The organism is Sedimentitalea nanhaiensis DSM 24252, assembly GCF_000473225.1.
GTDB classification, from domain to species: domain Bacteria; phylum Pseudomonadota; class Alphaproteobacteria; order Rhodobacterales; family Rhodobacteraceae; genus Sedimentitalea; species Sedimentitalea nanhaiensis.
Map to the genome: position 1 here is coordinate 1,655,301 of NZ_KI421509.1, position 24,626 is coordinate 1,679,926.

General features: G+C 61.1%; 22 protein-coding genes. 17 read left to right on the forward strand and 5 right to left on the reverse strand.

What is annotated here, in order from left to right; genetic code table 11:
- Positions 1-25: 25 nt before the first annotated feature.
- On the forward strand, positions 26-2,341 hold the full coding sequence (locus tag NANH_RS0109815; RefSeq protein ID WP_027261886.1) for a molybdopterin guanine dinucleotide-containing S/N-oxide reductase: 2,316 nt from the start codon (positions 26-28) through the stop codon (positions 2,339-2,341).
- Here NANH_RS0109815 and NANH_RS0109820 read toward each other — a convergent pair.
- Positions 2,326-3,228 (reverse strand): ribokinase, encoded by a 903-nt coding sequence (locus tag NANH_RS0109820; RefSeq protein ID WP_139236381.1) that lies wholly within the window; start codon positions 3,226-3,228, stop codon positions 2,326-2,328. The genes NANH_RS0109815 and NANH_RS0109820 overlap by 16 nt on opposite strands.
- Before the next feature lie 242 nt (positions 3,229-3,470).
- On the opposite strand from NANH_RS0109820, the gene rpsD reads away from it, so the two are divergent.
- From rpsD to NANH_RS0109860, 8 genes are all read left to right on the forward strand, one after another.
- A complete protein-coding gene (gene rpsD, locus NANH_RS0109825) occupies positions 3,471-4,091 on the forward strand; it encodes a 30S ribosomal protein S4 (RefSeq protein WP_027261888.1) in 621 nt (206 codons plus the stop codon).
- Positions 4,092-4,184: 93 nt separating this feature from the next.
- Positions 4,185-5,606 (forward strand): homospermidine synthase, encoded by a 1,422-nt coding sequence (locus NANH_RS0109830; RefSeq protein WP_027261889.1) that lies wholly within the window; start codon positions 4,185-4,187, stop codon positions 5,604-5,606.
- 341 nt (positions 5,607-5,947) lie between these two features.
- Positions 5,948-6,175, forward strand: coding sequence for a hypothetical protein (locus tag NANH_RS29675; protein WP_027261890.1), 228 nt, complete (start codon positions 5,948-5,950; stop codon positions 6,173-6,175).
- 64 nt (positions 6,176-6,239) lie between these two features.
- Positions 6,240-6,443, forward strand: coding sequence for a hypothetical protein (locus NANH_RS29680; protein ID WP_027261891.1), 204 nt, complete (start codon positions 6,240-6,242; stop codon positions 6,441-6,443).
- Between the two features lie 111 nt (positions 6,444-6,554).
- Complete coding sequence (locus tag NANH_RS29685) at positions 6,555-6,686, forward strand: hypothetical protein (protein WP_322786795.1); 132 nt, start codon at positions 6,555-6,557, stop codon at positions 6,684-6,686.
- 65 nt (positions 6,687-6,751) lie between these two features.
- Positions 6,752-7,837, forward strand: a complete 1,086-nt coding sequence (gene hisC, locus NANH_RS0109850; protein ID WP_027261893.1) for a histidinol-phosphate transaminase — start codon at positions 6,752-6,754, stop codon at positions 7,835-7,837.
- Positions 7,834-8,754: a prephenate/arogenate dehydrogenase family protein gene (locus NANH_RS0109855; RefSeq protein ID WP_027261894.1), complete on the forward strand. Its 921-nt coding sequence runs from the start codon at positions 7,834-7,836 to the stop codon at positions 8,752-8,754. The genes hisC and NANH_RS0109855 overlap by 4 nt, the downstream gene beginning before the upstream one ends.
- Positions 8,751-9,593, forward strand: coding sequence for an extensin-like domain-containing protein (locus NANH_RS0109860; protein ID WP_027261895.1), 843 nt, complete (start codon positions 8,751-8,753; stop codon positions 9,591-9,593). Before NANH_RS0109855 ends, NANH_RS0109860 begins: the two co-directional genes overlap by 4 nt.
- A 12-nt stretch (positions 9,594-9,605) precedes the next feature.
- Here NANH_RS0109860 and NANH_RS0109865 read toward each other — a convergent pair whose 3' ends face one another.
- Complete coding sequence (locus NANH_RS0109865) at positions 9,606-10,607, reverse strand: DUF2125 domain-containing protein (protein ID WP_027261896.1); 1,002 nt, start codon at positions 10,605-10,607, stop codon at positions 9,606-9,608.
- Between the two features lie 66 nt (positions 10,608-10,673).
- Between NANH_RS0109865 and NANH_RS0109870 the strand changes: the two genes are divergently transcribed.
- From NANH_RS0109870 to NANH_RS0109880, 3 genes are all read left to right on the forward strand, one after another.
- Positions 10,674-11,204, forward strand: coding sequence for a gamma-glutamylcyclotransferase (locus NANH_RS0109870; protein WP_027261897.1), 531 nt, complete (start codon positions 10,674-10,676; stop codon positions 11,202-11,204).
- Positions 11,205-11,274: 70 nt separating this feature from the next.
- Positions 11,275-12,471, forward strand: coding sequence for a hypothetical protein (locus NANH_RS25900; RefSeq protein ID WP_036050683.1), 1,197 nt, complete (start codon positions 11,275-11,277; stop codon positions 12,469-12,471).
- A 3-nt stretch (positions 12,472-12,474) separates the two neighbouring features.
- Entirely contained in the window at positions 12,475-14,838 is a 2,364-nt protein-coding gene (locus tag NANH_RS0109880; protein WP_027261898.1) for a peptidoglycan -binding protein, read from the forward strand.
- Between the two features lie 3 nt (positions 14,839-14,841).
- Here the strand turns inward: NANH_RS0109880 and NANH_RS0109885 are convergent, their stop codons facing one another.
- The 3 genes from NANH_RS0109885 to gloB form a co-directional block, all read right to left on the reverse strand.
- On the reverse strand, positions 14,842-15,804 hold the full coding sequence (locus NANH_RS0109885; protein WP_027261899.1) for a M23 family metallopeptidase: 963 nt from the start codon (positions 15,802-15,804) through the stop codon (positions 14,842-14,844).
- Positions 15,804-18,125 carry an ATP-dependent Clp protease ATP-binding subunit ClpA gene (gene clpA / locus NANH_RS0109890; RefSeq protein WP_027261900.1) on the reverse strand — a complete coding sequence of 774 codons (2,322 nt, stop codon included), beginning with the start codon at positions 18,123-18,125 and terminating at the stop codon, positions 15,804-15,806. Before clpA ends, NANH_RS0109885 begins: the two co-directional genes overlap by 1 nt.
- Positions 18,126-18,300: 175 nt before the next feature.
- A complete protein-coding gene (gene gloB, locus NANH_RS0109895; protein ID WP_027261901.1) occupies positions 18,301-19,068 on the reverse strand; it encodes a hydroxyacylglutathione hydrolase in 768 nt (255 codons plus the stop codon).
- A gap of 62 nt (positions 19,069-19,130) precedes the next feature.
- On the opposite strand from gloB, the gene NANH_RS0109900 reads away from it, so the two are divergent.
- From NANH_RS0109900 to atpD, 5 genes are all read left to right on the forward strand, one after another.
- Positions 19,131-19,871, forward strand: a complete 741-nt coding sequence (locus NANH_RS0109900; RefSeq protein WP_027261902.1) for a class I SAM-dependent methyltransferase — start codon at positions 19,131-19,133, stop codon at positions 19,869-19,871.
- 323 nt (positions 19,872-20,194) lie between these two features.
- On the forward strand, positions 20,195-20,755 hold the full coding sequence (locus tag NANH_RS0109905) for a F0F1 ATP synthase subunit delta (RefSeq protein ID WP_027261903.1): 561 nt from the start codon (positions 20,195-20,197) through the stop codon (positions 20,753-20,755).
- A complete protein-coding gene (atpA, locus tag NANH_RS0109910; protein WP_027261904.1) occupies positions 20,756-22,294 on the forward strand; it encodes a F0F1 ATP synthase subunit alpha in 1,539 nt (512 codons plus the stop codon).
- A 12-nt stretch (positions 22,295-22,306) separates the two neighbouring features.
- Positions 22,307-23,182 carry a F0F1 ATP synthase subunit gamma gene (locus tag NANH_RS0109915; RefSeq protein ID WP_027261905.1) on the forward strand — a complete coding sequence of 292 codons (876 nt, stop codon included), beginning with the start codon at positions 22,307-22,309 and terminating at the stop codon, positions 23,180-23,182.
- Positions 23,183-23,200: 18 nt separating this feature from the next.
- Complete coding sequence (gene atpD / locus NANH_RS0109920; protein WP_027261906.1) at positions 23,201-24,625, forward strand: F0F1 ATP synthase subunit beta; 1,425 nt, start codon at positions 23,201-23,203, stop codon at positions 24,623-24,625.
- The last annotated feature ends 1 nt before the right edge of the window (position 24,626 follow it).

Below are 24,626 nucleotides of genomic sequence, written 5' to 3' on the forward strand. Positions count from 1 at the left end.
CCACCAACCGAAAGAAAAAATCGCCATGACCCGGAACATGCCCCTGACCGCCACCCATTGGGGTGTCTATCGCGCCAAGGTTCAGAACGGGCGCGTGACCGGGTTACAGGATTTCGAACAGGACACCGACCCGTCCCAGATCGGCCACGGCATCGTCGATGCGCTGAACGCGCCCAGCCGGATCACCGCACCCATGGTGCGCGAAAGCTGGCTGAGCGGCGGCCCCGGCACCCGCACCGACCGGCGCGGTCACGAGGCATTTGTTCAGGTCAGTTGGGACGAGGTCACCCGCCTTGTCGCTGACGAACTGGCACGGGTGCGCGACACCCATGGTTCACAGGCGATTTATGCCGGGTCGTACGGCTGGGCCAGCGCAGGGCGGTTTCATCATGCCCCCAGCCAGCTCAAACGGTTCCTGACCTGCGCCGGAGGGTTTACCCGTTCTCTGTATACCTATTCCTTTGCCGCTGCCGAGGCGATGATACCGCATGTTCTGGGCAGCTATCGCGAATTCATGAACACCACGACCGGCTGGCGGTCCGTGGCACAGGACGGTGAGTTGGTGGTGGCATTTGGCGGTATCCCGGTCAAGAACGGTCAGATCGACAGCGGCGGTGTCGGCGTGCACATCCAGACCGACGGAATGTCCGCCGCGCGCGAGGCGGGGGTGCGTTTTGTCAACATCAGCCCGCTGGCCAGCGACATGCCGGGCACGATGGATGCAGAGTGGCTGGCGGCCCGGCCCAATACCGATGTGGCGATCATGCTGGGCCTCGCCCATACGCTCTATTGCGAGAGCCTGCACGACCCGGATTTCATGGACCGCTATTGCACCGGGTTCGACCGCTTTCTGCCCTATCTGATCGGCGAGACGGATCGGGTGCCCAAGGATGCCGACTGGGCCGCGGGGATCAGCGGCCTGCCAGCCGAGCAGATCCGCGCATTGGCGCGCCGGATGGCGAAACACCGCACGATGATCTCGGTCAGCTGGTCGCTGACCCGCGCCGATCACGGCGAGCAACCGTTTTGGATGGGCATCACACTGGCGGCAATGCTGGGGCAGATCGGGCTGCCCGGCGGCGGCGTCACCTTTGGCTACTCCGCCAGCAACAGCATCGGCGGCGATTACCGCCAGATGCCCGGTGCCTCGGTGCCGCAAGGGCAGAACCCGGTAAACCGTTACATTCCGGTGGCGCGCATCACCGATATGCTGGAGAATCCCGGCAAGCGGTTCGACTTTAACGGCCAACGGCTGCGCTATCCGGACATTCGGCTGATCTGGTGGGCCGGGGGCAACCCTTATCACCACCATCAGGACCTGAACCGGCTGAACCGCGCCTGGGCGAAACCGGACACAGTGATCGTCAACGACTGGTGCTGGACCGCTACAGCGCGCAGAGCGGATATCGTGTTGCCATGCAGCACCCATCTGGAACGCGACGATCTGATGATGAGCCTGCGTGACCCCTATGTTGTGGCCATGAAACAGGCCACTCTGCCACCGGGCGAGGCGATGAACGATCACCAGATCTTTCGCCGCATTGCCGCCCGCATGGGATTCGAGGCGGACTTCACCAGTGGCATGAGCGAAGCCGAATGGCTGCGCTGGCTTTACGACAAGACACGGCAAACCCCTGCCGCACAGGATCTGGACCTGCCAGACTGGCAAACCTTGCAGGATCAGGGCTGGTTTCGAACCGCTCCGCCGAAAGACGCGACCGTCATGATGCAACCCTTTCGTGACGATCCTGACACCCATGCGCTGGCCACGCCCTCGGGCAGGATCGAAGTGTTCTGCAAAACGGTTGCCGATTTCGGCTATGCCGACTGTCCAGGACATCCGACCTGGATTGAACCGCGCGAATGGCTAGGTAACGTGACCACCTGGCCGCTGCATCTGATGTCAAACCAGCCATCAAAAAAGCTGCATTCGCAGCTCGATCAGGGCGCCATCAGCCGTGGCGGCAAGATCGACGGGCGGGAACCGGTGCTGCTGAATCCGACGGATGCGGCGGCGCGTGGCATCGGCGCGGGCGACCTGGTGCGGCTGTTCAATGACCGGGGGGCCTGTCTGGGCGTGGCACAAGTGTCAGACACGATCCGCCCTGGTGTCGTGCAGATGAGCACCGGCGCCTGGTGGGACCCGGACGAAACCGGCATGTGCCGACATGGCAATCCAAATGTGTTGACCCGCGACCAGGGCACATCGAAACTGGGTCAGGGACCGACCGCGCACAGTTGTCTGATCGAGATCGAAAAATTCACCGGCACGCCGCCCCCCGCACGCCCGTTCGAGCCGCCGGAGATCCGGCAGCGCGTGTCCGATCAAAGCAGCGCCTGAACTTCGGCCCACTCCGGCATCGACGCCGCAGCCCCCGGACGCGTCACCGACAGCCCCGCGGTGGCGCATCCGATCCGCACCGCCTGAACCGGATCGATGCCCTGCGCCAGTGCTGCCGCAAATCCGCCGTTAAAAGCGTCTCCGGCCCCGGTGGTTTCCACCACCGGCCCGGCCTTGACCGCCGGAATCAACCCGTGCCCATGCAGCCACGCGCCGCGTTCGCCCAGGGTGATGATCGGCGTGCCGACCCCCATTTCGCACAACCGTCTCGCGGCGGCTTCGGCCTGCACATCCGATGCCACTGCCAGCCCTGTCAGCGCTTCGGCTTCGGTTTCATTGGGGGTGATATAGTCACAGTATGTCAGCATTCCGTCTGGCAGTTCCGCCGCCGGGGCGGGGTTCAGAACAGTCGTCACCCCGGCGGCGCGGGCAATCTGCACCCCCCGGACCGCAGCCTGCATCGGCTGCTCCAACTGGGTGATGAATACACTTGCCGACCCGATCAATTCGGCATGCGCCTCGATATCGCCCGCCGAAATCAACGCCGCCGCGCCGGGCGAAATGATGATCGCATTATCTCCGGTCGCGTCATCGACAAAGATAAAGGCGGCGCCAGTGAAACTGTCGGCCAGTTGCGGCGCATGCGACACCACCCCGGCCTGTTCCCAGATCCCCAGCGCCATTCGGGCGAAATCATCCTGCCCGAGCTTGCTGATGATATGCGTCTCTGCCCCGATCCGGGCGCAGGCCACCGCCTGGTTCGATCCCTTGCCGCCGGGGCCAAGCGCAAAGGTCTTTCCCATCAGGGTCTCGCCCATGCGCGGCAGGCGCGCGGCCCGATACGCGGTGTCGGCCACAAAAACCCCCAGTACCACGACCTTGCCCATTGCGATTTCTCCTGCCAGACGGTGTTTGCGGCAGTTGGGCGGCACAGGCGCTGGCTGTCAAGCCGAGTTGGCTCTTTTGCCTGTTGACTCGCCGTCATGTCCGCGTATAAGCGCGGCTTCGTTGGTGTTGGTGGCCCTTGCAAGAGGATGCCTGTCGGGAGCAATCCAGAGGACAACGCCCTTCACTGCCGCATGCGCGCCCACCCGGCGGACACGTGGCCCACAACCGAAGGAGATCAGCCGTGACAAAACGCACGTCTGCCAAGTACAAACTCGATCGTCGCATGGGCGAAAACATCTGGGGTCGTCCGAAATCCCCGGTTAACCGCCGCGAATATGGCCCCGGCCAGCACGGTCAGCGCCGCAAGGGCAAACTGTCCGATTTTGGCATCCAGCTGCGCGCCAAGCAGAAGCTGAAGGGTTATTACGGCGACCTGACCGAAAAGCAGTTCCGCCGCATCTATGCCGAAGCCGAACGGGTCAAGGGCGATACCGGTGAGAACCTGGTCGGTCTGCTCGAACGTCGCCTCGACGCTGTTGTGTATCGTGCCAAATTCGTGGCAACCGTCTTTGCCGCGCGCCAGTTCGTGAACCACGGCCATGTCCGTGTGAATGGCAAAAAGGTCAATATCCCCTCGTACCGCGTCAAAGAAGGCGATGTGATCGAAGTGCGTGACCGCTCCAAGCAGTTGACCGCGCTTCTCGAAGCCGTTGGCCTGGCCGAGCGCGATGTGCCGGATTACATCGACGCCGACCACTCGAAAATGGTCGCGACATTTGTGCGCACACCGCAGCTGGGCGATGTGCCCTATCCGGTGATGATGGAGCCGAACCTGGTGGTGGAATTCTACGCCAAGAACTAAGGCCCCATACCTTGCAGATTCAGGGGCCGTGCCAGACTGGCGCGGCCCTTTTTGTTGACCGACCCATAGTTGGGTCAAGAACAGGATGGTCCCATGTCGCAGTCTCACCCGGTTTACGGTCGTATCGACGGCCCCATCGTGATCATTGGCTTTGGGTCGATCGGCAAGGGCACCCTGCCGCTGATCCAACGCCACTTCGACTACGACGCTGAGAAACTGGTGGTGATCGATCCCAATCCGGACACACATCTGTTCCTGTCCCAACATGGCATTCGCCATGAACAGCTGGCCATCACGCGCGACAATTACCGTGACGTATTGAACCGCCTGTTCCCCGAGGGTCAGGGCTTTTGCGTCAATCTCAGCGTTGACACATCCTCGCTGGACCTGATGAAGCACTGCCGCGAGTTGGGCGTTCTGTATATCGACACCGTGGTCGAACCCTGGGCCGGGTTCTATTTCGACACCGAAAACAACGCAGAGCGCACCAATTATGCCCTGCGCCAAAAAGTGCGGGACGAAAAGGCGGCCAACCCTGGCGGCACCACCGCAGTCAGTTGCTGCGGGGCCAATCCCGGCATGGTCAGCTGGTTTGTCAAAGAGGCGCTGCTGACCTTGGCACGGGATACCGGGCGCGAGGTCGATGCGCCGGACAACAGGGACGGCTGGGCAGCGTTGATGCAGTCGCTGGGCGTCAAGGGCGTGCACATCGCCGAGCGCGACACCCAGGCCCGCCGCCTGCCCCGCCCGCGCGGCACCTTTGTGAACACATGGTCCGTCGAAGGCTTCATTTCCGAAGGGTTCCAGCCCGCCGAACTTGGCTGGGGCACACATGAGACATGGATGCCTGAGAACGCCCACTCCCATGACCGCGGCTGCCGGGCTGGCATCTGGCTCGAGCGTCCTGGCGCGATCACGCGGGTTCACACATGGTGCCCGACACCGGGACCACAGTTCGGCTTTCTGGTGACTCACAACGAGGCGATCTCGATCTCGGACTATTATACCGTCGGGGCCGCCGACGCGCCGGACTTCCGTCCAACCTGCCATTATGCCTATCATCCCAGCGATGACGCGGTGCTGTCGCTGCACGAGATGTTCGGCTCGGGCCGTCAGCAGACCACACATGAAATCCTGGACGTCGACGAGATTGTCGAGGGTATCGATGAGTTGGGCGTGCTGCTCTACGGGCATGAAAAAAATGCGCTGTGGTATGGCTCGCGCCTCTCCAATGCCGAAACCCGCAAACTGGCACCGTTCCAGAACGCCACCGGGTTGCAGGTGACCAGCGCGGTTCTGGCCGGCATGGTCTGGGCGCTGGACAACCCGCAGGCGGGCATCGTCGAAACCGACGAGATGGACCACGCCCGCTGTCTTGAGGTGCAACGCCCCTATCTTGGTCCGGTCGAGGCGCATTACACCGACTGGACGCCGTTGCAGGATAGATGGGAACATTTCCCCGAAGATATCGACGAAAGCGACCCGTGGCAGTTCCGCAACGTGCTCGCCACCTAGGCCCGGCGATGGCTGTCGGCGTTGTATGGAGAAATCTTCGATCCTCCAGGTCGGGCTGTGACAGCGTTGGTATCGCTTTACAGACCCTGAACGGGAAACGACCACATGATCGGTGTTTAGTTGAAACTCGGATCGTATGAGCTGAAATTAATATTCAGAATGCGCAAATATGTGAGGAAATGAGCCTAAAAGGGATCATTTTCTAAGGGCCGCAAGGAGCCCGCATATGACCCTTTCAATATTCCGCGACACCGCTGAGTCCGCCGCTAGCTGATGGAAACCTCCGAAATGGGCTGATCGGAGAGAACGTTCTGATTCCGGGCCTGCGCGACAACGTTGCATTGGTCTATGCCGACTATGTCGCGTCGGAGCGCGCCCAGCGCCATGTCGAAGATTTTGTGGCAACGCATGTGTTTCCTAACTATGCCAACAGTCACACCGAGGCGTCCTATTGCGGCGCATATATGACCGATCTGCGCCGCCAGGCATGGATGACATTCCACGTTCGGTCGGTGCTGATCAGGACGACGCGATGGTTTTTGCCGGTTCCGGTGCCACCGCCGGGCTGAACCGGTTGGTCAGGGCGCATGACGCGCGCTCGGTCTGGGACTATGCTGGCCCGGCGGGGGCACCGTGTCCTTTGTTTCGCCCTGGCGGCATGACTATTCCAGCAATCTGTCTGCGCGCGAAGAGGCCGGAACCCCGAATCTGATAGGCGACATCCGTGCGGCACTTTGCTTTGTCGTCAAGGATGCGGTCGGGGCCAACGAGATCGCAGAACGCGAGGCCAGGTTCAACCGGATGGCGCTGGACGGCTGGCGCGACAACCCCGCCTGACGCTGCGGGGCGGGGATAAACCGCATCGGGTCCGAGGCCTTGCACGCGGATCTCGCTGCGGGCAAGGAGCTGCGCAAACCAGGTTGGGTGCGGTTGAACTTGAGCTATCTGATGAACCAAACCACTGTCCCGTTCATCATCGACAGCCTGAACCAGTTGAGCCGCACACCGAAAGACCGCGCGGCGCACTATCCGGTCAATCCAACCGCAGCCCGGTTCAAATGGCAGAGCCACGCCGCCTGAGCATTGCGGCTTTTCACCGGCCCGGTCAGAGGGTATGAGAAAGGCGATTTTCAAGGAGCCCTTTCATGAGCCTCATCGCACCGCAGCCCGGTATCATGGACATCGCCCTGTATCAGGGCGGGGCCGCGCATGTGGACGGGGTGGCAAACGTCATCAAACTGTCCAGCAACGAAAATCCTTTGGGGCCAAGCCCAAAGGCGGTTGAAGCCGTGCGCAACAGCGCCGCCGGAATTCACCGCTATCCCAACACCGATCACGCCCCTCTGCGCGCCGCCATTGGAGAGATGACAGGTCTGAACCCGGAGCAGATCATCTGCGGCGCGGGCAGCGACGAAATCATTAGCTTCCTGTGCCAGGCCTATGCCGGACCCGGCGACGAAGTTCTGCACACCGAACACGGCTTTGCCATGTATCGCATCAGCGCACTGGCGGCCGGGGCCACCCCGGTCGAGGTGCGCGAACGCGATCGGATCACCGATGTCGATGCGTTGCTGGCCGGATGCACAGAGCGGACGAAACTGGTGTTCGTCGCCAACCCCAACAACCCCACCGGCACCATGATCTGTGCCGCCGAGATTGCGCGACTGGCGGATGGGTTGCCGCAACAGGCACTTTTGGTGCTTGACGGAGCTTATGCGGAATTCGTCGACGGGTATGATGGCGGGGCCGCTCTGATCGCCGAGCGCGATAACGTGGTGATGACCCGGACTTTCTCGAAGCTTTACGGGCTGGGGGGGCTGCGCGTTGGCTGGGGCTATGGCCCGCAGCCCATCATTGATGTGCTGAACCGGGTGCGCGGCCCCTTCAACCTGTCGACTACCGCGCTTCTCGCCGCCGAAGCCGCGATTCGCGATACCGATTACGTCGAACACTGTCGCGCCCAGAACAGCCGCTGGCGAGCCTGGCTGGCCAAGGCGCTGGCCGAACTGGGCGTGCCTTCGGATACGTCTTGTGCCAATTTCATTCTCGCCCGCTTTGCCAGCCAGACCGAGGCCGAGGCCTGTGACGCCTATCTGCAAACCCAGGGCCTGATCGTGCGCCGGGTGGCAGGATACAACCTGCCCAATGCGCTACGGATCACGGTCGGAGATGAAATCGCATGTCGCCGGGTCGCAGCCGCAGTGGCTGCGTTCAAAGGCGGCACCGCATGAGCCAGATATACAACCGTGTGGCGCTTATCGGCCTCGGGCTGATCGCCTCTTCGATGTTCTGGGCGATCAAGCGCGCCGGGCTGGCCGGCGAGGTCACCGGCTATGCCCGCGGCCAGGCCACCCGCGACACCGCACGGCGCATCGGTCTGTGCGACCGGGTCTGCGACAGTGCCGCCGAGGCCGTGAAAGACGCCGATCTGGTTGTACTCTGCGTACCCGTGGGGGCAATGGAACAGGTCGCGCGTGATATCGCTCCGGGGCTCAAACCCGGAGCAACGGTCAGCGACGTGGGGTCGGTGAAGCGCGCCGTGATCGAAGCCGTGGCCCCGCACCTGCCTGACGATGTATATTTCGTTCCGGCCCACCCGCTGGCAGGAACCGAGCATTCCGGCCCGGAAAGCGGTTTTGCCGAACTGTTCGACGACCGCTGGTGCATATTGGTGCCGGTCCCTGACACCCCCGACGCTCCGGTCGCGCAACTGCGTGCCCTGTGGGAAGGGATGGGGGCCTATGTCGATGAAATGGAGGCCGATCATCACGATCTGGTTCTGGCCGTAACCAGCCACGCACCGCACCTGATCGCCTACACGATGGTCGGTGTGGCCGATGACCTGCGCCGCGTCACCGACAGCGAGGTGATCAAATATTCCGCCGCTGGATTCCGAGATTTCACCCGCATTGCCGCCTCTGATCCAACCATGTGGCGCGACGTGTTTTTGAACAACAAGGAGGCAACTCTGGAAATCCTGGGGCGGTTTACAGAGGAACTGTTCGCGCTGCAACGCGCCATCCGCACTGGCGATGGCGAACATCTTCATGACTATTTCACCCGCACCCGCGCAATCCGGCGCGGCATCATTCAGGCGGGCCAGGACACCGATGCTCCTGACTTTGGCCGCAAAAAGACAACCCAATGACGGTGACGCGCGCGGTGTTGGCCTTGCTGGCGGCGCTGTGGGCTGCGCCCATGCTCGCCCAGGCCCCCGACACCGCGTTGCGCCCCAAGGCCCGACCTCAACAGGCCGCCATCTACAATACCGCCGCCCGGCAAGCGGCCCAGCTTTTCGCAGCGGCGCGGTTGCGCCCGCATTTGCGCCCGCCTTCGGAACAGGCCGTCCTCGCAGAAAGACGACCCGCGGATCTGGCGTTCCTGTCTCCTGCAATCTCGCCACGCCCTTGGCTGCGCCCCAGGGATCTTGAACTCAAAGCCATGGCCAAGCGGAAACTGCGCCGCAAGGGTGCGGTCTGTGGTGATATCGAAATCCAGGGAGAAACCGTTGGCTATGTTCCAGGCCGAATCAAGGCGTGCGGCATTCAGGATGCGGTCCGGGTCACCGCAGTCTCGGGCGTACGGCTGAATCCTCCGGCTCTGATGAACTGCAAGACAGCAATAGCCTTGCAAAAATGGACTGAAAAGGGGCTAAAGCCCGCTTTTCGCCAACGCGGCCCGGTGGTCGAGATGAAGGTGGCGGCACACTATGCCTGTCGTACCCGCAACAACCAGAAAGGGGCCCGCATTTCAGAGCATGGCAAAGGCAATGCCATCGACCTGTCGGCGTTCACCATGCGGGATGGCGAAGTGATCACAGTACTGAAAGGGTGGGGCCAGGGCACCACATTGCGCCCGCTGCAAAAGGCCTATCGCCGCGCCTGCGGGCCGTTTGGCACGACGCTGGGTCCCAAATCGGATCGCTTTCATCGCGATCATTTCCATTTCGACACCGCCAGTTATCGCAGCGGCCCATACTGCCGCTAAGGCGTATCCGGCTTAGCGCAAATAGATAAAGGGCGCCGGTCCCAAGGGAAACGGCCCCAAGTTCACCCTGCCATTCTTTAGAGTCAACTCGACGTCCAGCGCATTGGGATTGCCGCTGATACTGGACAGCATGTTCAGAATCCTCGCTGTTGGCTCCAGCGCAATCTGGGGAATCGCGCCGGAACCCTGCAGAACCGCCAGCATATCGCGCCAGTTTTCGGCTTTGAATGCAATCCTGCCGGTGGGCACGCCGTTGCCATCGACCGTCACCGCGCCGGTGGCAAACAGAGACAGCGCGCCCCATTCCGCCCGGCCCAGTTTAAGGTTGATCTCTACCGGCTGCGGCCGTCGATCTTCCAGCGCACGACGATCCCAGGGACGATCGAACCGGACCTGCATGTCCAACTGCAACGATTGAAAACTGTCTGGCAAGGCGGCGTCGGACCCGGCGGATCGCCGGGCAAATTCCCCCGGAGAGAATTCTGGCGCCACGACATCGAACTGATAGGTCTCGGGCTGATCGGTCTGCACCATTGACACCGTCAATGCCTGCGCCTGGGCGACCTGCCCCGCAGCGCCGTCGATCTGCCAAGGTCCCGAGTTCAATGCCAGACGCTGAACCTGAAGGTCGATGCCAGGTGCCAGGTGCAAATCCGTTGTCATCCCCTTGGCCTGCAACACTACGGTCCGATCGAAATAGGACAGGCGCTGCGCAGTGGGTGGGAATTGAATCGTTTGGCGACCAGGCCAGATTGCCGGATTGTCAAGATGCAGCCAGTCGGCCCGCCATGCCGTGCCGTTGGACGGATCGGCCAATGCCGGACTGGTCAGTGTGGTGATATGGCGCATTGGATAGCCCGAGGTCGAAATATCGGCAAAATCAGCCTGCCATCCGCGCTGTTGCTGGACCTGAAACCAGCCAGATATTCCCTGACGCAGGCTGTAGGCAGCGCCATACCAATACAGCGACCAGATCAGGCCCACCGCCACGCCCAATTTCAACAGCCGGATCATGACCTCGCCCCTTTTCCCGACCCACGCTTTGCTGTTTATAGGGCGCAACCAACAAGGACCAGATGAATGACGATGTGGGTTTTCGGGTATGGCTCGCTGCTGTGGAACCCCGGTTTCGAAGTGGCGCACAGCTCGGTTGCGACACTGGGCGATTATGCCCGGTCCTTTTGCATGCGTTCGATCCACCATCGCGGCACCGAAGCGGATCCTGGGCTGGTGCTGGCGCTGGACGAAGTCGCGGGCGCGTGCTGTCAGGGACTGGCACTGGCCGTGGCGCCTGGGCACGAGGCCAGAACTCTGGATTATCTGCGCGAGCGCGAGCTGATTTCTTCGGCCTATCTGGAAAAGGATCTGCCGGTGACGCTGCAGGACGGCCAGTCGGTGACAGCCGTCACCTATGTGATCGATCCGCACCATGTGCAGTATTGTGGAGGATTGCCGCTCGAAGAGCAGGCCCATATCATTGCCCGTGCCGTGGGCGGTCGCGGACCCAATACCGAGTATCTGTTCAACACCACCGACCATCTGGCGGCGATGGGTCTGCGCGATCCCGATCTGGATTGGCTCGCCACACGTGTGCGGACGTTGGTGGCATAAACCCTTGGCCTACACTCGATTTTTTCGTTAGACTCGGACGCAGAGCAGACACGTGTCAGGAAAAGGGCGCATGGCGCAGCCAGATCGCGAACCCAGACCGCAATTCAGTCAACCCGTCCGTCAGATTCTCATGATGCTGACGGCCTTGGGCTTGGCCGGATTCGGCGTATTTGTCGCCTTGCCCCGCGTCTTGCCGGTGTTCGAAGCCAACCCTTATCTGAACGGCTTTATCGTTTTCGTGTTTGTCGTCGGCGTGTTGGCCACGTTCTATCAGGTTACTCAGCTAATCGGGTCGGTGCGTTGGATCGAACGTTTCGCCAGCGGCGAGGCGGACAACGGGGTGCCACCGCAACTGCTGGCACCGCTGGCATCGCTGTTGCGCTCGCGCGGCGCACGGATGCAGCTGAGTTCTTCGTCGACACGGTCGATTCTGGATTCCGTCGCCACCCGCATCGACGAAGAACGCGACATCACCCGCTATATCGTCAATCTGCTGATCTTTCTGGGCCTTCTGGGGACATTCTATGGGCTGGCAACGACCGTCCCTGCGGTGGTTGAAACCATCCGCAGTCTGGCCCCACAAGAGGGCGAAGAAGGCCTGGACGTGTTCAACCGCCTGATGAGCGGTCTGGAGAAACAACTGGGAGGTATGGGGGTTGCCTTTGCCAGTTCGCTGCTCGGGCTGGCCGGATCGCTGATTGTCGGACTGCTGGAACTGTTCGCGGGGCACGGTCAGAATCGATTCTACCGCGAACTCGAAGAGTGGCTGTCCTCGATCACACGCGTCGGATTTTCCTCTGGAGAGGATGGTGGCGTCGATACCAATGCCATTTCCGGCGTGATGGATCACATGGCCGAACAGATGGAATCGCTGCAAACAATGTTCACCCAATCCGATGCCAGCCGTGCGGTGGTCGATCAGAAACTGGGCGATCTGGTCGATGCCATCGGCGAGATGAACACCCGGATGGATCAGAACGACAACATCGCCACAGCGCTGGACCGGGTTGCGGTGGGACAGGAAACCCTGATCGAAACCCTGCGCGCCCATGGTCCGGGCGAAGGCATGGATGCCGAAAGCCGGATGCGGCTGCGGTCAATCGACGTGCAGATGCTGCGCATCCTCGAAGAGATTTCGGCAGGGCGCCAAGAGAGCCTTGCCGAACTTCGCAAGGACATTGATCTGCTGGTGAAATCCCTGGCCCGTCCGCGTGCCGCATCCGCTCAACTTCGTCGCCCGCCGCCGGGCGATACACCGGCGGAATAGGCCATGGCGCTGTCCCGCCGCACCGGTGCCCGGTTCCAGGCCTCGATCTGGCCCGGATTTGTCGATGCGATGACCGGGCTCCTGCTGGTGCTGATGTTCCTGCTGACCATCTTCATGGTGGTGCAATTCGTGTTGCGTGAAACCATCTCGGGGCAAGAGAGCGAACTGGACTCGCTGTCAGCCGAAGTCAGCGCGCTGGCCACCGCACTTGGGCTGGAAGAGCGGCGGTCCAACCAGTTGACTGCGCGGCTTGGTACGTTGAACAGCACCTTGACCCAGGCACAGACCGATCTGGACCAGGCCCGCACCCAACTTGCCGACCAGACTTCGGTTATCGCCGGGCTGACCGCAGAACGGGATCGCCGGGCCCAGGAGCTGGTCGCGGCAAAAACCGAAATCACGGCTTTCGAAGCCCAAGTGGCCGGCCTTCTGGCGGACCGCGACCAGGCCGAACAAAACCTGGCCCAACTGACCGCACGGCACGAACAGGCGCAGGCCGATAACGCCGCTCTCCTGTCCGAACAGGACGCGCTGAACTTGGCCCTGGCCCAGAACCGAACGGAAATCGACGCCCAGACCGAGGCTGCCCGTCTGGCAGCCGCCCGTCGCGAAGCGTTGGAGGCAATGGTCGCCGACCTGCAACAAAAGGATGCGCAAACGGCTTTGCAAGTCCAGGAGTTGCAACAGGCCCTGAGCGCCGAGGAAGCCGCCCGCCTCAGCGAAGCCGCTGCGATCCAGGCGCTGCGCGGGCGGCTGGAAAATGCCGATGCGGAGCTGACCGCCATGACCCTGTCGCTCGAAGCACAGCGCAAGGATGCCGAGGACACCCTGACCCTGTTGGCGGCCGCCGAAACCGCCCGCGAAACGCTGGATGGCAAGTTGACCGAAGCATTGGCGCAAATTGCGGCGGCAAAAACCGAGGCTGGCGCGCGGGACGAACTCGTTGACCGGCTCACCCGCGTTCTGAACCAGTTGCAGTCCAGCGAAGCCGCGAACGCCCGGACCATCGACGCATTGCAATCCGAACTGGATCAGATGCGCCGCGCAAGCGCGACAACACAGGCCGATTTGCAAGCCGAGCTGGCGTCAGCACGAACCAAGGCCGCCGAGGCCCGCAATGCCCTGCAAAATGAACTGGACCGACAGCGCGCGCAAACCGTGCAAACCGAAACACACCTTCAAGCGGAATTGTCGCGACTGCAGAACGAGAGCGCACAGAACCGCGCCGCGTTTGAAGCGCAGTTGGCACAGCAAGAGGCCGAGAGCGACGCCGCACAAAATGCGCTGCGCAAGGATCTGGCAAAGGCGAAAACCCTTCAGGCCCAACTGCAATCGGAACTGGACAGTGCACGTTTGGAAATATCCGCAGCACGCGACACCGCCGAGGCCACCGCCCTTGACCGCGCTTCGGTAGAGGCACGTTTGCTACAGGCGCTTGAAGCTCTGGAGCAGGCCCAGGTCGCACCCACTGAGCGCGAAGTTCTACAGGCCCGACTGGCTGCGGCCCTGACCGCCCGGCAAGAGTCTGAAACGGGGGCCGATGCCGCTCGGGCTTTGGCCGAACAACGCGCGACCCTGATTGCACAGGCCCGCGAAACCCTGTCCGAAGAACGGAAAATATCTGCCGAAGCACAGCGCCAGACTGCACTCCTGAACCAACAAGTTGCAGCGCTGCGCGAACAGCTGGGTGGGCTGCAGGCCCTGTTGGATGACTACGAGGAACGAGATGCGTCGGCCAGAGTGCAACTGCAATCTCTAGGCTCGGATTTGAACGCGGCGCTGGCCCGTGCCGCCTCGGAAGAGCGCAAGCGGCGCATGCTCGAGGAGGCCGAGCGCAAACGTTTGGAGGCCGAAGCGCGCGCTCTGGCCGCCAAGGCCGAGGAACTGACGGCGCAAGCGCAGGATCTGGAACGATATCGGTCCGAATTCTTTGGCCGTTTGCGCGACGTGCTGGGCAATCAAGAGGGCGTGCGGATCGAAGGGGATCGGTTCGTTTTCTCTTCGGAAGTACTGTTTGCACCCGGTCAGGCCGTGATTTCAGCCGAAGGCCGGGCCGAAATCGCCAAAGTCGCAGCCATCCTGCGCGGCGTCGCCGCCGATATCCCCCCCGAGCTCGACTGGGTAATCCGGGTCGATGGCCATACAGACAACGTGCCGATGTTCAGCAGCGGTCGATACCGCGACAATTGGGAACTCAGTCAGGGCCGGGCCCTATCGGTGGTGCGCTATATGGTTGACGCGTTAGGCATCCCTCCGCAACGATTGTCGGCCAACGGGTTCGGTCAGTTCCAGCCCGTCAATCCCGCCGACACGCCCGAGGCGCGGGCTCAGAATCGGCGGATCGAGTTGAAGTTGACCGAGAAATAGCTGTCATCTTATGGTCATCTGCACCTTTTGGCGATCGAGTTCTTTGGCATCACGCACAATACGAACCGTGCCCGTGTAGATGCCGATAGGCCAACCTGAAACACCCACCCGTTTACCGGCAGCTCGAAAGAACTGCGCCTGATTTCGCGTCAAAGTGACCTTTTCCGAGATGACCGCCCCCTCGGGACCGGTGACCTGCAGTTCGATCTGGTCCCCGGCATGGCCACCATAGGCAAGGCCAAACAGAACCAAAGCCCCGGCATCTCTGGGCATGTTCTTCATTGCGGCTTGACCGGCCTTGACCGCATCATATCTCGGCATCCGATCCGCAAACCCCACCAAAATCAGCCCACCGGGGACATATGGCGGTGTCTCCGACCAGATCGATTCGGCTGTTGCGCCGCAGGATCCATCGCCCCCAACATCGAATGGGTCTGTCTTTTGCCCGTCTTTGCGAAGCGACAGATGCAGGTGTGGAAAGGTGGTTTTTCCGCTCAGGCCGACCTGACCCAGCACGGTGCCGCGATCGACCCTATCGCCGGGGCTAACCAAAACCGAGCCAGACTTCATGTGACAATACTGCGTTTCCCACCCTTCGGGATGGCGGATCACCAACCCGTTGCCGCATTCCTTGCCGCTGACAAGATCGTCCTTCGCGGGGTCGTATTCCACATCCGGCATATCGTCACGTGTGGCTGCAACGGTTCCGGCCGCAGCGGCCAGAACGTTTACACCGCGCTGCATGTCGACCAGGGTCTGCAGCGCAAAATCGGTTCCTTTGTGGCCGTCATACGTCAAGTTGCCGCATTGGAAGTCTCGGGCACCCGGCCCTGCGTCTCGATCCATCAGGTGTTGGATATGGCAGGTTTGCCCAAGCGTGCAGTCGACGGGAAACCCCAAGAAAAACTCGCTCGCCGCAATCGGTGCGGCGAGCGAAAGGGTAACGGCGATCAGCGCCGCACGCATTAGTCTGCCGTCAGCAGCGGCGGTTTGTTGCCCGACAGGCGAGGCTTGTCCGGCCCGTCAATCCGCAAATCCAACTGGCCATCCTTCATGCCCACCTTGACCACACCGCCTTTGGCGAGCTTGCCGAACAACAGTTCCTCGGCCAGCGGCTTCTTGATGTGTTCCTGGATCACACGACCCAGCGGGCGGGCACCCATCTTGTCGTCATAGCCCTTGTCCGCCAGCCATTCAGCCGCCGGCTTTGTCAGCTCGATAGTCACGTTGCGATCCATCAACTGCGCTTCGAGTTGCAGAACGAACTTCTCCACCACCTGCAAGATCACCGACTTGGGCAACGGAGCAAACGAGATCACGGCGTCCAGACGGTTGCGGAATTCGGGTGTAAACGTCCGCTCAATCGCGGCCGTGTCCTCTCCCTCGCGCCGATCGCGACCAAAACCGATGGCTGATTGCGCCTGTTCGGCGGCACCCGCGTTACTGGTCATGATCAAGACCACGTTACGGAAACTGACAGTCCGCCCATTGTGATCGGTCAGCTCGCCATGATCCATCACCTGCAACAGGATATTATAGACATCCGGGTGCGCCTTTTCGATCTCATCCAGCAAAAGCACGCAATGTGGGTGCTGGTCGACACCGTCGGTCAACATACCGCCCTGATCAAACCCGACATAGCCCGGAGGCGCACCGATCAGACGGCTGACCGCGTGCTTTTCCATATATTCGGACATGTCAAAGCGCAGCAGTTCGACGCCCAGCGTATCAGCAAGCTGTTTCGCCACTTCGGTCTTGCCCACTCCGGTCGGACCGGCGAACAGGTAATTGCCAATCGGTTTTTCCGGCTCGCGCAGCCCCGCACGGGACAGCTTTATCGCACTGGACAGGGCCTCGATTGCATTGTCCTGCCCGAACACCACGCGCTTGAGCGATTTTTCCAGATCCTTGAGAACCTCAGCATCGTCTTTGCTGACATTCTTGGGCGGTATGCGGGCAATCTTGGCAACAACGGCTTCCACATCCTTGGTGCCGATGGTCTTGCGACGTTTGGCGGCAACCACCAGGTGCTGCGCCGCGCCGGCCTCGTCGATCACGTCGATGGCGCTATCGGGCAGCTTGCGGTCGTTGATATAGCGCGCCGCCAGTTCCACTGCGGTTTTCACCGCGTCAGCGGTATATTTGACCCGGTGATGCTCTTCGAAATAGGGCTTCAGCCCCTTCAGGATCTTCACGGTATCCTCGACCGACGGCTCGTTGATATCGATCTTTTGAAACCGGCGGCTGAGCGCACGGTCTTTTTCAAAGTGCTGGCGGAACTCCTTGTAGGTGGTCGAGCCCATGGTGCGCAGCTTGCCGCCCTGCAAGGCCGGTTTCAGCAGGTTGCTGGCGTCCATCGCCCCTCCCGACGTGGCCCCGGCGCCGATCACCGTATGGATCTCGTCAATGAACAGCACCGCATCGGGATGATCTTCCAACTCGTTCACCACCGCTTTGAGACGTTCTTCGAAATCGCCCCGATACCGGGTCCCGGCCAACAAGGCCCCCATGTCGAGCGAAAAGATAGTGGTTTTTGCCAGTACCTCGGGCGTTTCACCGGCTACGATCTTGCGCGCCAGCCCCTCGGCGATAGCCGTCTTGCCAACGCCCGGATCGCCCACCAACAGGGGGTTGTTCTTGCGACGGCGACACAGCACCTGAATGCAGCGTTCAACCTCTTCATTGCGTCCGATCAACGGGTCGATGTCACCTTCGCGCGATTTGGCATTCAGATCGACACAGTATTTCGCCAGAGCGCTTTCCTTCTTTTCACCCTCGGTAACGCCCTGTATTTCCTCCTCGGGCTCCGGCGCGCCAGAGACTGGTCGGGATTCGCCAAACGCGGGATCTTTGGCAACCCCGTGGGCAATGAAATTCACCGCATCATATCGCGTCATTTCCTGTTCCTGCAGGAAATAAGCCGCATTGCTTTCGCGCTCAGCAAAGATGGCAACCAGTACGTTGGCACCGGTCACTTCGGTCCGCCCGGAGGATTGGACATGGATCGCGGCACGCTGGATGACTCGCTGGAATGCTGCTGTCGGCACCGCTTCGGAGCCGTCGATATCAGTAACCAGATTTGAGAGATCCTCGTCGACGAACTCAACCAAGGTGTTTCGCAATTCCCCCAGATCGACGCTGCAGGCCTTCATCACCCGGGTCGCGTCCGGTTCGTCCAACAACGCCAGCAGCAAATGCTCCAGCGTTGCAAATTCGTGGCGCCGTTCATTTGCCAGCGCAAGCGCGGCATGAATGGCCTGTTCTAGTGTGCTCGAGAATGAAGGCACCGGCGTGCTCCTTCTTGTCTGGGTCGGGTGGGAAGCAAATCGTTGCTGCGCCCCTGGACCAACCATGTCCTCATAGTATTAGAGTTTGGTTGATCACGCCCCAGCTTCAAGGTTTTTCTTTCATTTTTCGGTCACAAAACGCGTGACCGAAGCCTTGACGTCCAGAAAGACAGCATCAAAAGCGGTCTTTTCGGTCGCGAATCTCCGCAAAAACGGCAACCGGATCCGCACCGACCATACCGATATTGGCCTGAACCGACGGCACAGCGGCGCGCAGGAACGGGTTTGTGGCCAATTCCACCGCCAGTTCCGAAGGCACAGTGGGCTGACCGTTGTCACGTTTCACCGCAATTTCTTGCACCCTCGCGGCCAGATCGGCGTTGTCCGGCTCGATCGTCATTGCAAAAGCACCGTTGGCCTGCGTGTATTCATGGCCGGAATAGACCACGGTATCTTCAGGTAGGGCCGCGAGTTTGGACAACGACTCCCACATATGCAGGGCCGTCCCCTCAAATAGCCGCCCGCAGCCCAGGGCCATCAGGCTGTCGGCGGTGAATACGGCGTGGCTGTCGGGAAAATGAAAGGCAATGTGCCCCACGGTATGGCCCGGCACCTCGATGACTCGCCCGGTGTCCTGGCCGATCTTCACGCTGTCGCCCTCGGTTACCGCGATGTCCAGCGATGGCAGGCGATGCGCATCCGCCGCCGCACCAATAACAATGGCGTCATGTTCCGCCAGCACCGCACCCACCCCTTGAACATGGTCGGCGTGATGATGGGTCAGCAGAACGTGGGTCAGCCGCCAACCGCGCGCCTTCAACTCTGCCAGAATAGGAGCCGCCTCTGGGACATCGATCAATGCGGTGTCGCCACTGGTCGCATCATGTGCCAGAAACGCATAGTTGTCGCTAAGGCAGGGAATGGTAAGAATTTCGAGAGGCATGGTCTTTTATCCGTTCTTTGCTAGGTTAGAGGCAAGCTTGGCTGATCCAACGGACGCTCGCAATGCATCTTGATGTTCAAGATCTCCGCAACTTCTATTACCGGAGCACCCTGGGCCGTGCGGCGCAGGCCTCGGTTCGGGGGCGGCTGCTGAAACTGTGGCCCGAAGCCAAGGGTCAGACCGTGGTCGGCTTTGGTTTTGCGGTGCCGCTGTTGCGCCCCTATCTGGCCGAAGCGAGGCGGGTAATCGCGCTGATGCCCGGCCCGCAGGGCGTGATGCCCTGGCCCGCGGGCATGCCCAACGTGTCGGTTCTTGCCGAGGAAACCCTGTGGCCGATCGAGACCGGGCATGTGGACAAGTTGGTGATGATGCACGGGTTGGAAACCTCGGAACGCCCCTCGCGGCTGCTTGAAGAGTGTTTTCGGGTTCTGGGTCCGGGCGGCAAGGCCCTGTTCATCGTGCCCAACCGCGCCGGGTTGTGGTCGCGCAGCGACCAAACACCATTCGGATATGGGCGGCCCTACACGCTGGGGCAGTTGGAAACGCAACTGAAACAACACCAGTTCCTGCCCGAACGCCACGCGGCAGCCTTGTTTCAACCCCCGTCCAGCCGCCGGTTCTGGCTGAAATCCGGACCGCTGTTCGAAAAATATGGCGGCCGTCTTCCCCGCGTGCTGCCCGGCGGCGTGTTCATGGTCGAGGCCAGCAAACGTGTGCAACCGCCGGCTGGCACCATCATAAGGGAGATCGCCAAACAGCCGATCAAGGCGCTCAAAGGACTGGCCGAGCCGGCTGGTGCCTAGCGCCGTCATGTGCGGCATCCGGCAAATTTAACTGGGCATTGCCCCGCCCAGGTACAAGAACCGGGCCTCAGGAATCGCACAAACCTGCGGGATATCTGCATTTTTTGTCGCGCCGATCAGGCGCAAACCGTCGCAGTTTCACTAAGCCACTCAAATACAACGATAATGGGTTGCGCCATTATCGCTATAGGATGTTGCGGGCGAGGGTCTGCTCTGCTACATCCACGCTGATTTTGCCGCCCTGCTGTCCTGCAGGGTCTCTTCACGCCCTCGGATACTGCTGCGCATGCGGCAAACCGGGGCCAAATATCGGAAGGGTGGACGTGTCCGAACCAGCTTCGATTTCCGCAGGCATAGCCGCGCGCTATGCCACCGCGATCTTTGAGATCGCGCAAGAGAACAAGAACCTCGACGGCCTGGAAGCCAGCCTGAACGATTTGGCAACTGCGTTGTCCGAGAGTCCAGATCTGCGCAATCTGATCCACTCGCCGCTGATTTCGCGCAGCGAGCAGGAGGCCGCGATCACCGCCGTCGCCAAAAAGATGACTCTGGCCCCGGTGCTGGCCCAATTGCTGGCACTGATGGCGCAAAAACGTCGTCTGTTCGTGGTCCCGCAACTGATCGTCGCCCTGCGCGAACAGCTTGCCGACGAACGCGGCGAAGTCACCGCCGACGTCGTGAGCGCCAAGGCGTTGACCAAGACGCAGTCCGAGAAACTGGCCGCGACGCTGAAAGAGCGCATCGGCAAGACCGTCACCATCAATGCGACCGTCGATGAAAGCCTCATCGGCGGTCTTGTCGTCAAAGTGGGTTCGAAGATGATCGATACCTCGATCCGCTCGCGGCTCAACTCCCTCCAGAATGCAATGAAAGAGGTCGGATAAATGGGTATCCAAGCTGCAGAGATTTCTGCGATCCTGAAAGACCAGATCAAAAACTTTGGTCAGGAAGCCGAGGTGGCCGAAGTGGGCCGCGTGCTGAGCGTCGGCGACGGTATCGCACGCGTTTATGGCCTCGACAATGTTCAGGCCGGCGAAATGGTCGAATTCCCCGGTGGCATTCAGGGTATGGCCCTGAACCTGGAGAGCGACAACGTCGGTGTGGTGATCTTTGGCTCTGACCGGGACATCAAGGAAGGCGACGTTGTCAAGCGGACCAACTCGATCGTGGACGTTCCGATTGGCGACGAGCTGCTGGGGCGCGTCGTCGATGGCTTGGGCAACCCGATTGACGGCAAAGGCCCGATCAACACCGACAAGCGCGGCGTTGCCGACGTCAAGGCACCGGGCATCATCCCGCGTAAATCGGTTCACGAACCGATGGCGACCGGCTTGAAATCGGTCGACGCCATGATTCCGATCGGCCGTGGCCAGCGCGAACTGATCATTGGTGACCGCCAGACCGGCAAAACCGCCGTGGCACTGGACACCATCCTGAACCAGAAAGTCTATAACGACGCTGCAGGCGACGACGAGTCCAAGAAATTGTACTGCGTTTACGTTGCCATCGGCCAGAAGCGTTCGACCGTTGCTCAGCTGGTGAAAAAGCTGGAAGAAAACGGCGCGATGCCCTATTCAATCGTCGTGGCCGCCACCGCCTCCGAGCCGGCACCTCTGCAGTTTCTGGCTCCTTATGCCGCGACCGCCATGGCCGAGCATTTCCGTGACAATGGCCGTCACGCCCTGATAATCTACGATGACCTGTCCAAACAGGCCGTGGCCTACCGCCAGATGTCGCTGCTGCTGCGTCGTCCGCCCGGACGCGAAGCCTATCCTGGCGACGTTTTCTATCTGCACTCCCGCCTGCTGGAACGTTCGGCCAAGCTGAACGAAGACAATGGTGCCGGATCGTTGACGGCTCTGCCGATCATCGAAACCCAGGGTGGCGACGTGTCGGCCTTTATCCCGACCAACGTTATCTCGATCACCGACGGCCAGATCTTTCTGGAAACCGAACTTTTCTTCCAGGGGATCCGCCCTGCTGTGAACACCGGTCTTTCCGTTTCGCGCGTGGGTTCGTCGGCTCAGACCAATGCCATGAAATCCGTTGCTGGTCCGGTGAAACTGGAACTGGCGCAGTATCGCGAGATGGCGGCCTTTGCGCAGTTCGGATCGGATCTGGATGCCGCGACACAGCAGTTGCTGAACCGCGGTGCGCGCCTGACCGAACTGATGAAGCAGCCCCAGTATTCCCCACTGACCAACGCCGAGATCGTCTGCGTGATCTTTGCCGGGACCAAGGGATATCTCGACAAGATCTCGGTTGGCGACGTCGGTCGGTTTGAAGCGGGCCTCCTGGCGCATCTGCGCGGAAAGCACGCCGATCTGCTGCAGTACATCACCGACGAAGACCCCAAGATCAAAGGGGATGCCGAAGAGAAGGTCAAAACAGCTCTCGACGAATTCGCCGCCGATTTCGCATAAGGGGCCTGTCAGATGCCAAATCTAAAGGACCTAAAAAACCGGATTGCGAGCGTGAAATCGACTCGCAAGATCACAAAAGCCATGCAAATGGTTGCCGCGGCGAAACTTCGCCGCGCGCAGGAAAGTGCCGAACAGTCACGCCCCTATACAGAGCGCTTCAACGCTGTGATGGGGCAACTGGCCGCCTCGGTGGGGAATTCCGATTCCGCGCCCAAGCTGCTCAGTGGCACCGGCAGCGATCAGGTTCACCTGTTGATCGTGATGACCGCCGAGCGCGGTCTTTGCGGCGGTTTCAACGGCAACATCGCCAAGCTCGCCCGCGTCAAGGCCCAGCGACTGATCGCGGCGGGCAAAACGGTCAAGATCCTGACCGTCGGCAAAAAGGGCCGTGACTCGTTGAAGCGCGATTTTTCTGATAAATTCGTGCATCACGTAGACATGTCCGACATCAAGCGCGTCGCCTATACCGATGCACAGGCCGTCGCCAAAGAAGTGCTGGCACGGTTTGATGCAGGAGAATTCGACGTCGCGACGATCTTCTACGCGAAATTCGTCAACGTGGTCACCCAGAACCCCACGGCCCAACAGATCATCCCGGCAGCCTTTGAGGCCCCCGAGGATGCCGGGGCCAGCACGGTCTACGACTACGAACCGGACGAAGAAGCGATCCTGGCCGATCTTCTGCCGCGCGGTGTAGCGACGCAGATCTTTGCCGCTCTGCTCGAAAACGGTGCCAGCGAACAGGGTGCCCGGATGTCTGCAATGGACAACGCCACCCGCAATGCCGGCGAGATGATCGACAAGTTGACGATCGAGTTCAACCGCTCGCGTCAGGCCGTGATCACCAACGAGCTTATCGAAATTATTTCGGGCGCGGAAGCGCTCTAGAGAACCGGAGACAAACACATGGCAAACGCAAAAGGCAAAGTGACCCAGGTCATCGGCGCCGTGGTGGACGTTCAGTTCGGCGACCACCTGCCCGAAATTCTGAACGCGCTGAACACCGAAAACAATGGTAAGAAACTGGTGCTGGAAGTGTCCCAGCACCTTGGCGAAAACACCGTGCGGTGCATCGCGATGGATGCAACCGAAGGTCTGGTACGCGGCGCCGAAGTGACCGACACCGGCGGTCCGATCATGGTTCCGGTTGGCAACGCCACCCTGGGCCGTATCCTGAACGTGGTCGGAGAGCCCGTCGACGAAGGTGGCCCGGTCAACGCCGAAGAGTACCGTCCAATTCACGCCGAAGCACCGGCATTCTCCGAGCAATCCACCGAGTCCGAAATCCTCGTGACCGGCATCAAAGTCGTGGACCTGCTGGCCCCCTACTCCAAGGGCGGCAAGATCGGCCTGTTCGGCGGGGCCGGTGTGGGCAAGACGGTTCTGATCATGGAACTGATCAACAACATCGCCAAGGTGCACTCGGGCTTCTCGGTTTTCGCCGGTGTCGGTGAACGAACCCGCGAAGGCAACGACCTCTACCACGAGATGATCGAATCCAACGTGATCAAGCCGGACAATCTGGAAGAGTCCCAGGTTGCCCTGGTTTACGGCCAGATGAACGAGCCTCCGGGAGCCCGTGCCCGTGTCGCCCTGACCGGCCTGACCCTGGCCGAGCAGTTCCGCGACCAGTCCGGAACCGACGTTCTGTTCTTTGTCGACAACATCTTCCGCTTTACCCAGGCCGGTTCCGAAGTGTCCGCCCTGCTGGGCCGCATCCCCTCGGCCGTGGGTTATCAGCCGACCCTGGCCACCGACATGGGTGCCCTGCAGGAACGCATCACCTCGACCAAGGCCGGTTCGATCACCTCGGTGCAGGCGATCTACGTGCCTGCGGACGACTTGACCGACCCCGCGCCAGCCACGTCGTTTGCGCACCTTGATGCCACCACGGTTCTCTCTCGGGCGATTTCCGAGCTGGGCATCTACCCCGCCGTCGACCCGCTGGATTCGACCTCGCGTCTGATGGACCCGGCGGTTCTGGGCGAAGAGCATTACAAAGTGGCTTCCGACGTTCAGCAAACCCTCCAGCGCTACAAGTCGCTGCAGGACATCATCGCCATCCTCGGGATGGATGAACTGTCCGAAGAGGACAAGCTGACCGTGACCCGCGCACGGAAGATTCAGCGTTTCCTGTCCCAGCCGTTCGATGTGGCACAGGTGTTCACCGGTTCGCCCGGCGTTCAGGTGCCGCTGGAAGACACCATTGCCTCGTTCAAGGCGGTTGTCGCCGGTGAGTACGATCACCTGCCCGAAGGTGCCTTCTATATGGTTGGCGGCATCGACGAAGTGATTGCCAAAGCCGAGCGTATGGCCGCCGACGCAGCCTGAG

Excerpts from the sequence above, each read along its gene's own strand:
- NANH_RS0109865 (WP_027261896.1), bottom strand. The coding sequence starts at position 10,607 with ATGATCCGGCTGTTGAAATTGGGCGTGGCGGTGGGCCTGATCTGGTCG.
- atpA (WP_027261904.1), top strand. The coding sequence starts at position 20,756 with ATGGGTATCCAAGCTGCAGAGATTTCTGCGATCCTGAAAGACCAGATC.
- NANH_RS29685 (WP_322786795.1), top strand. The coding sequence starts at position 6,555 with ATGAACCAAACCACTGTCCCGTTCATCATCGACAGCCTGAACCAGTTG.
- NANH_RS0109870 (WP_027261897.1), top strand. The coding sequence starts at position 10,674 with ATGACGATGTGGGTTTTCGGGTATGGCTCGCTGCTGTGGAACCCCGGT.
- NANH_RS0109860 (WP_027261895.1), top strand. The coding sequence starts at position 8,751 with ATGACGGTGACGCGCGCGGTGTTGGCCTTGCTGGCGGCGCTGTGGGCT.
- NANH_RS0109820 (WP_139236381.1), bottom strand. The coding sequence starts at position 3,228 with ATGGGCAAGGTCGTGGTACTGGGGGTTTTTGTGGCCGACACCGCGTAT.
- NANH_RS0109900 (WP_027261902.1), top strand. The coding sequence starts at position 19,131 with ATGCATCTTGATGTTCAAGATCTCCGCAACTTCTATTACCGGAGCACC.
- NANH_RS0109880 (WP_027261898.1), top strand. The coding sequence starts at position 12,475 with ATGGCGCTGTCCCGCCGCACCGGTGCCCGGTTCCAGGCCTCGATCTGG.
- NANH_RS0109885 (WP_027261899.1), bottom strand. The coding sequence starts at position 15,804 with ATGCGTGCGGCGCTGATCGCCGTTACCCTTTCGCTCGCCGCACCGATT.
- NANH_RS0109830 (WP_027261889.1), top strand. The coding sequence starts at position 4,185 with ATGTCGCAGTCTCACCCGGTTTACGGTCGTATCGACGGCCCCATCGTG.
- atpD (WP_027261906.1), top strand. The coding sequence starts at position 23,201 with ATGGCAAACGCAAAAGGCAAAGTGACCCAGGTCATCGGCGCCGTGGTG.
- NANH_RS25900 (WP_036050683.1), top strand. The coding sequence starts at position 11,275 with ATGGCGCAGCCAGATCGCGAACCCAGACCGCAATTCAGTCAACCCGTC.
- gloB (WP_027261901.1), bottom strand. The coding sequence starts at position 19,068 with ATGCCTCTCGAAATTCTTACCATTCCCTGCCTTAGCGACAACTATGCG.
- hisC (WP_027261893.1), top strand. The coding sequence starts at position 6,752 with ATGAGCCTCATCGCACCGCAGCCCGGTATCATGGACATCGCCCTGTAT.
- NANH_RS0109855 (WP_027261894.1), top strand. The coding sequence starts at position 7,834 with ATGAGCCAGATATACAACCGTGTGGCGCTTATCGGCCTCGGGCTGATC.
- NANH_RS0109915 (WP_027261905.1), top strand. The coding sequence starts at position 22,307 with ATGCCAAATCTAAAGGACCTAAAAAACCGGATTGCGAGCGTGAAATCG.
- NANH_RS0109815 (WP_027261886.1), top strand. The coding sequence starts at position 26 with ATGACCCGGAACATGCCCCTGACCGCCACCCATTGGGGTGTCTATCGC.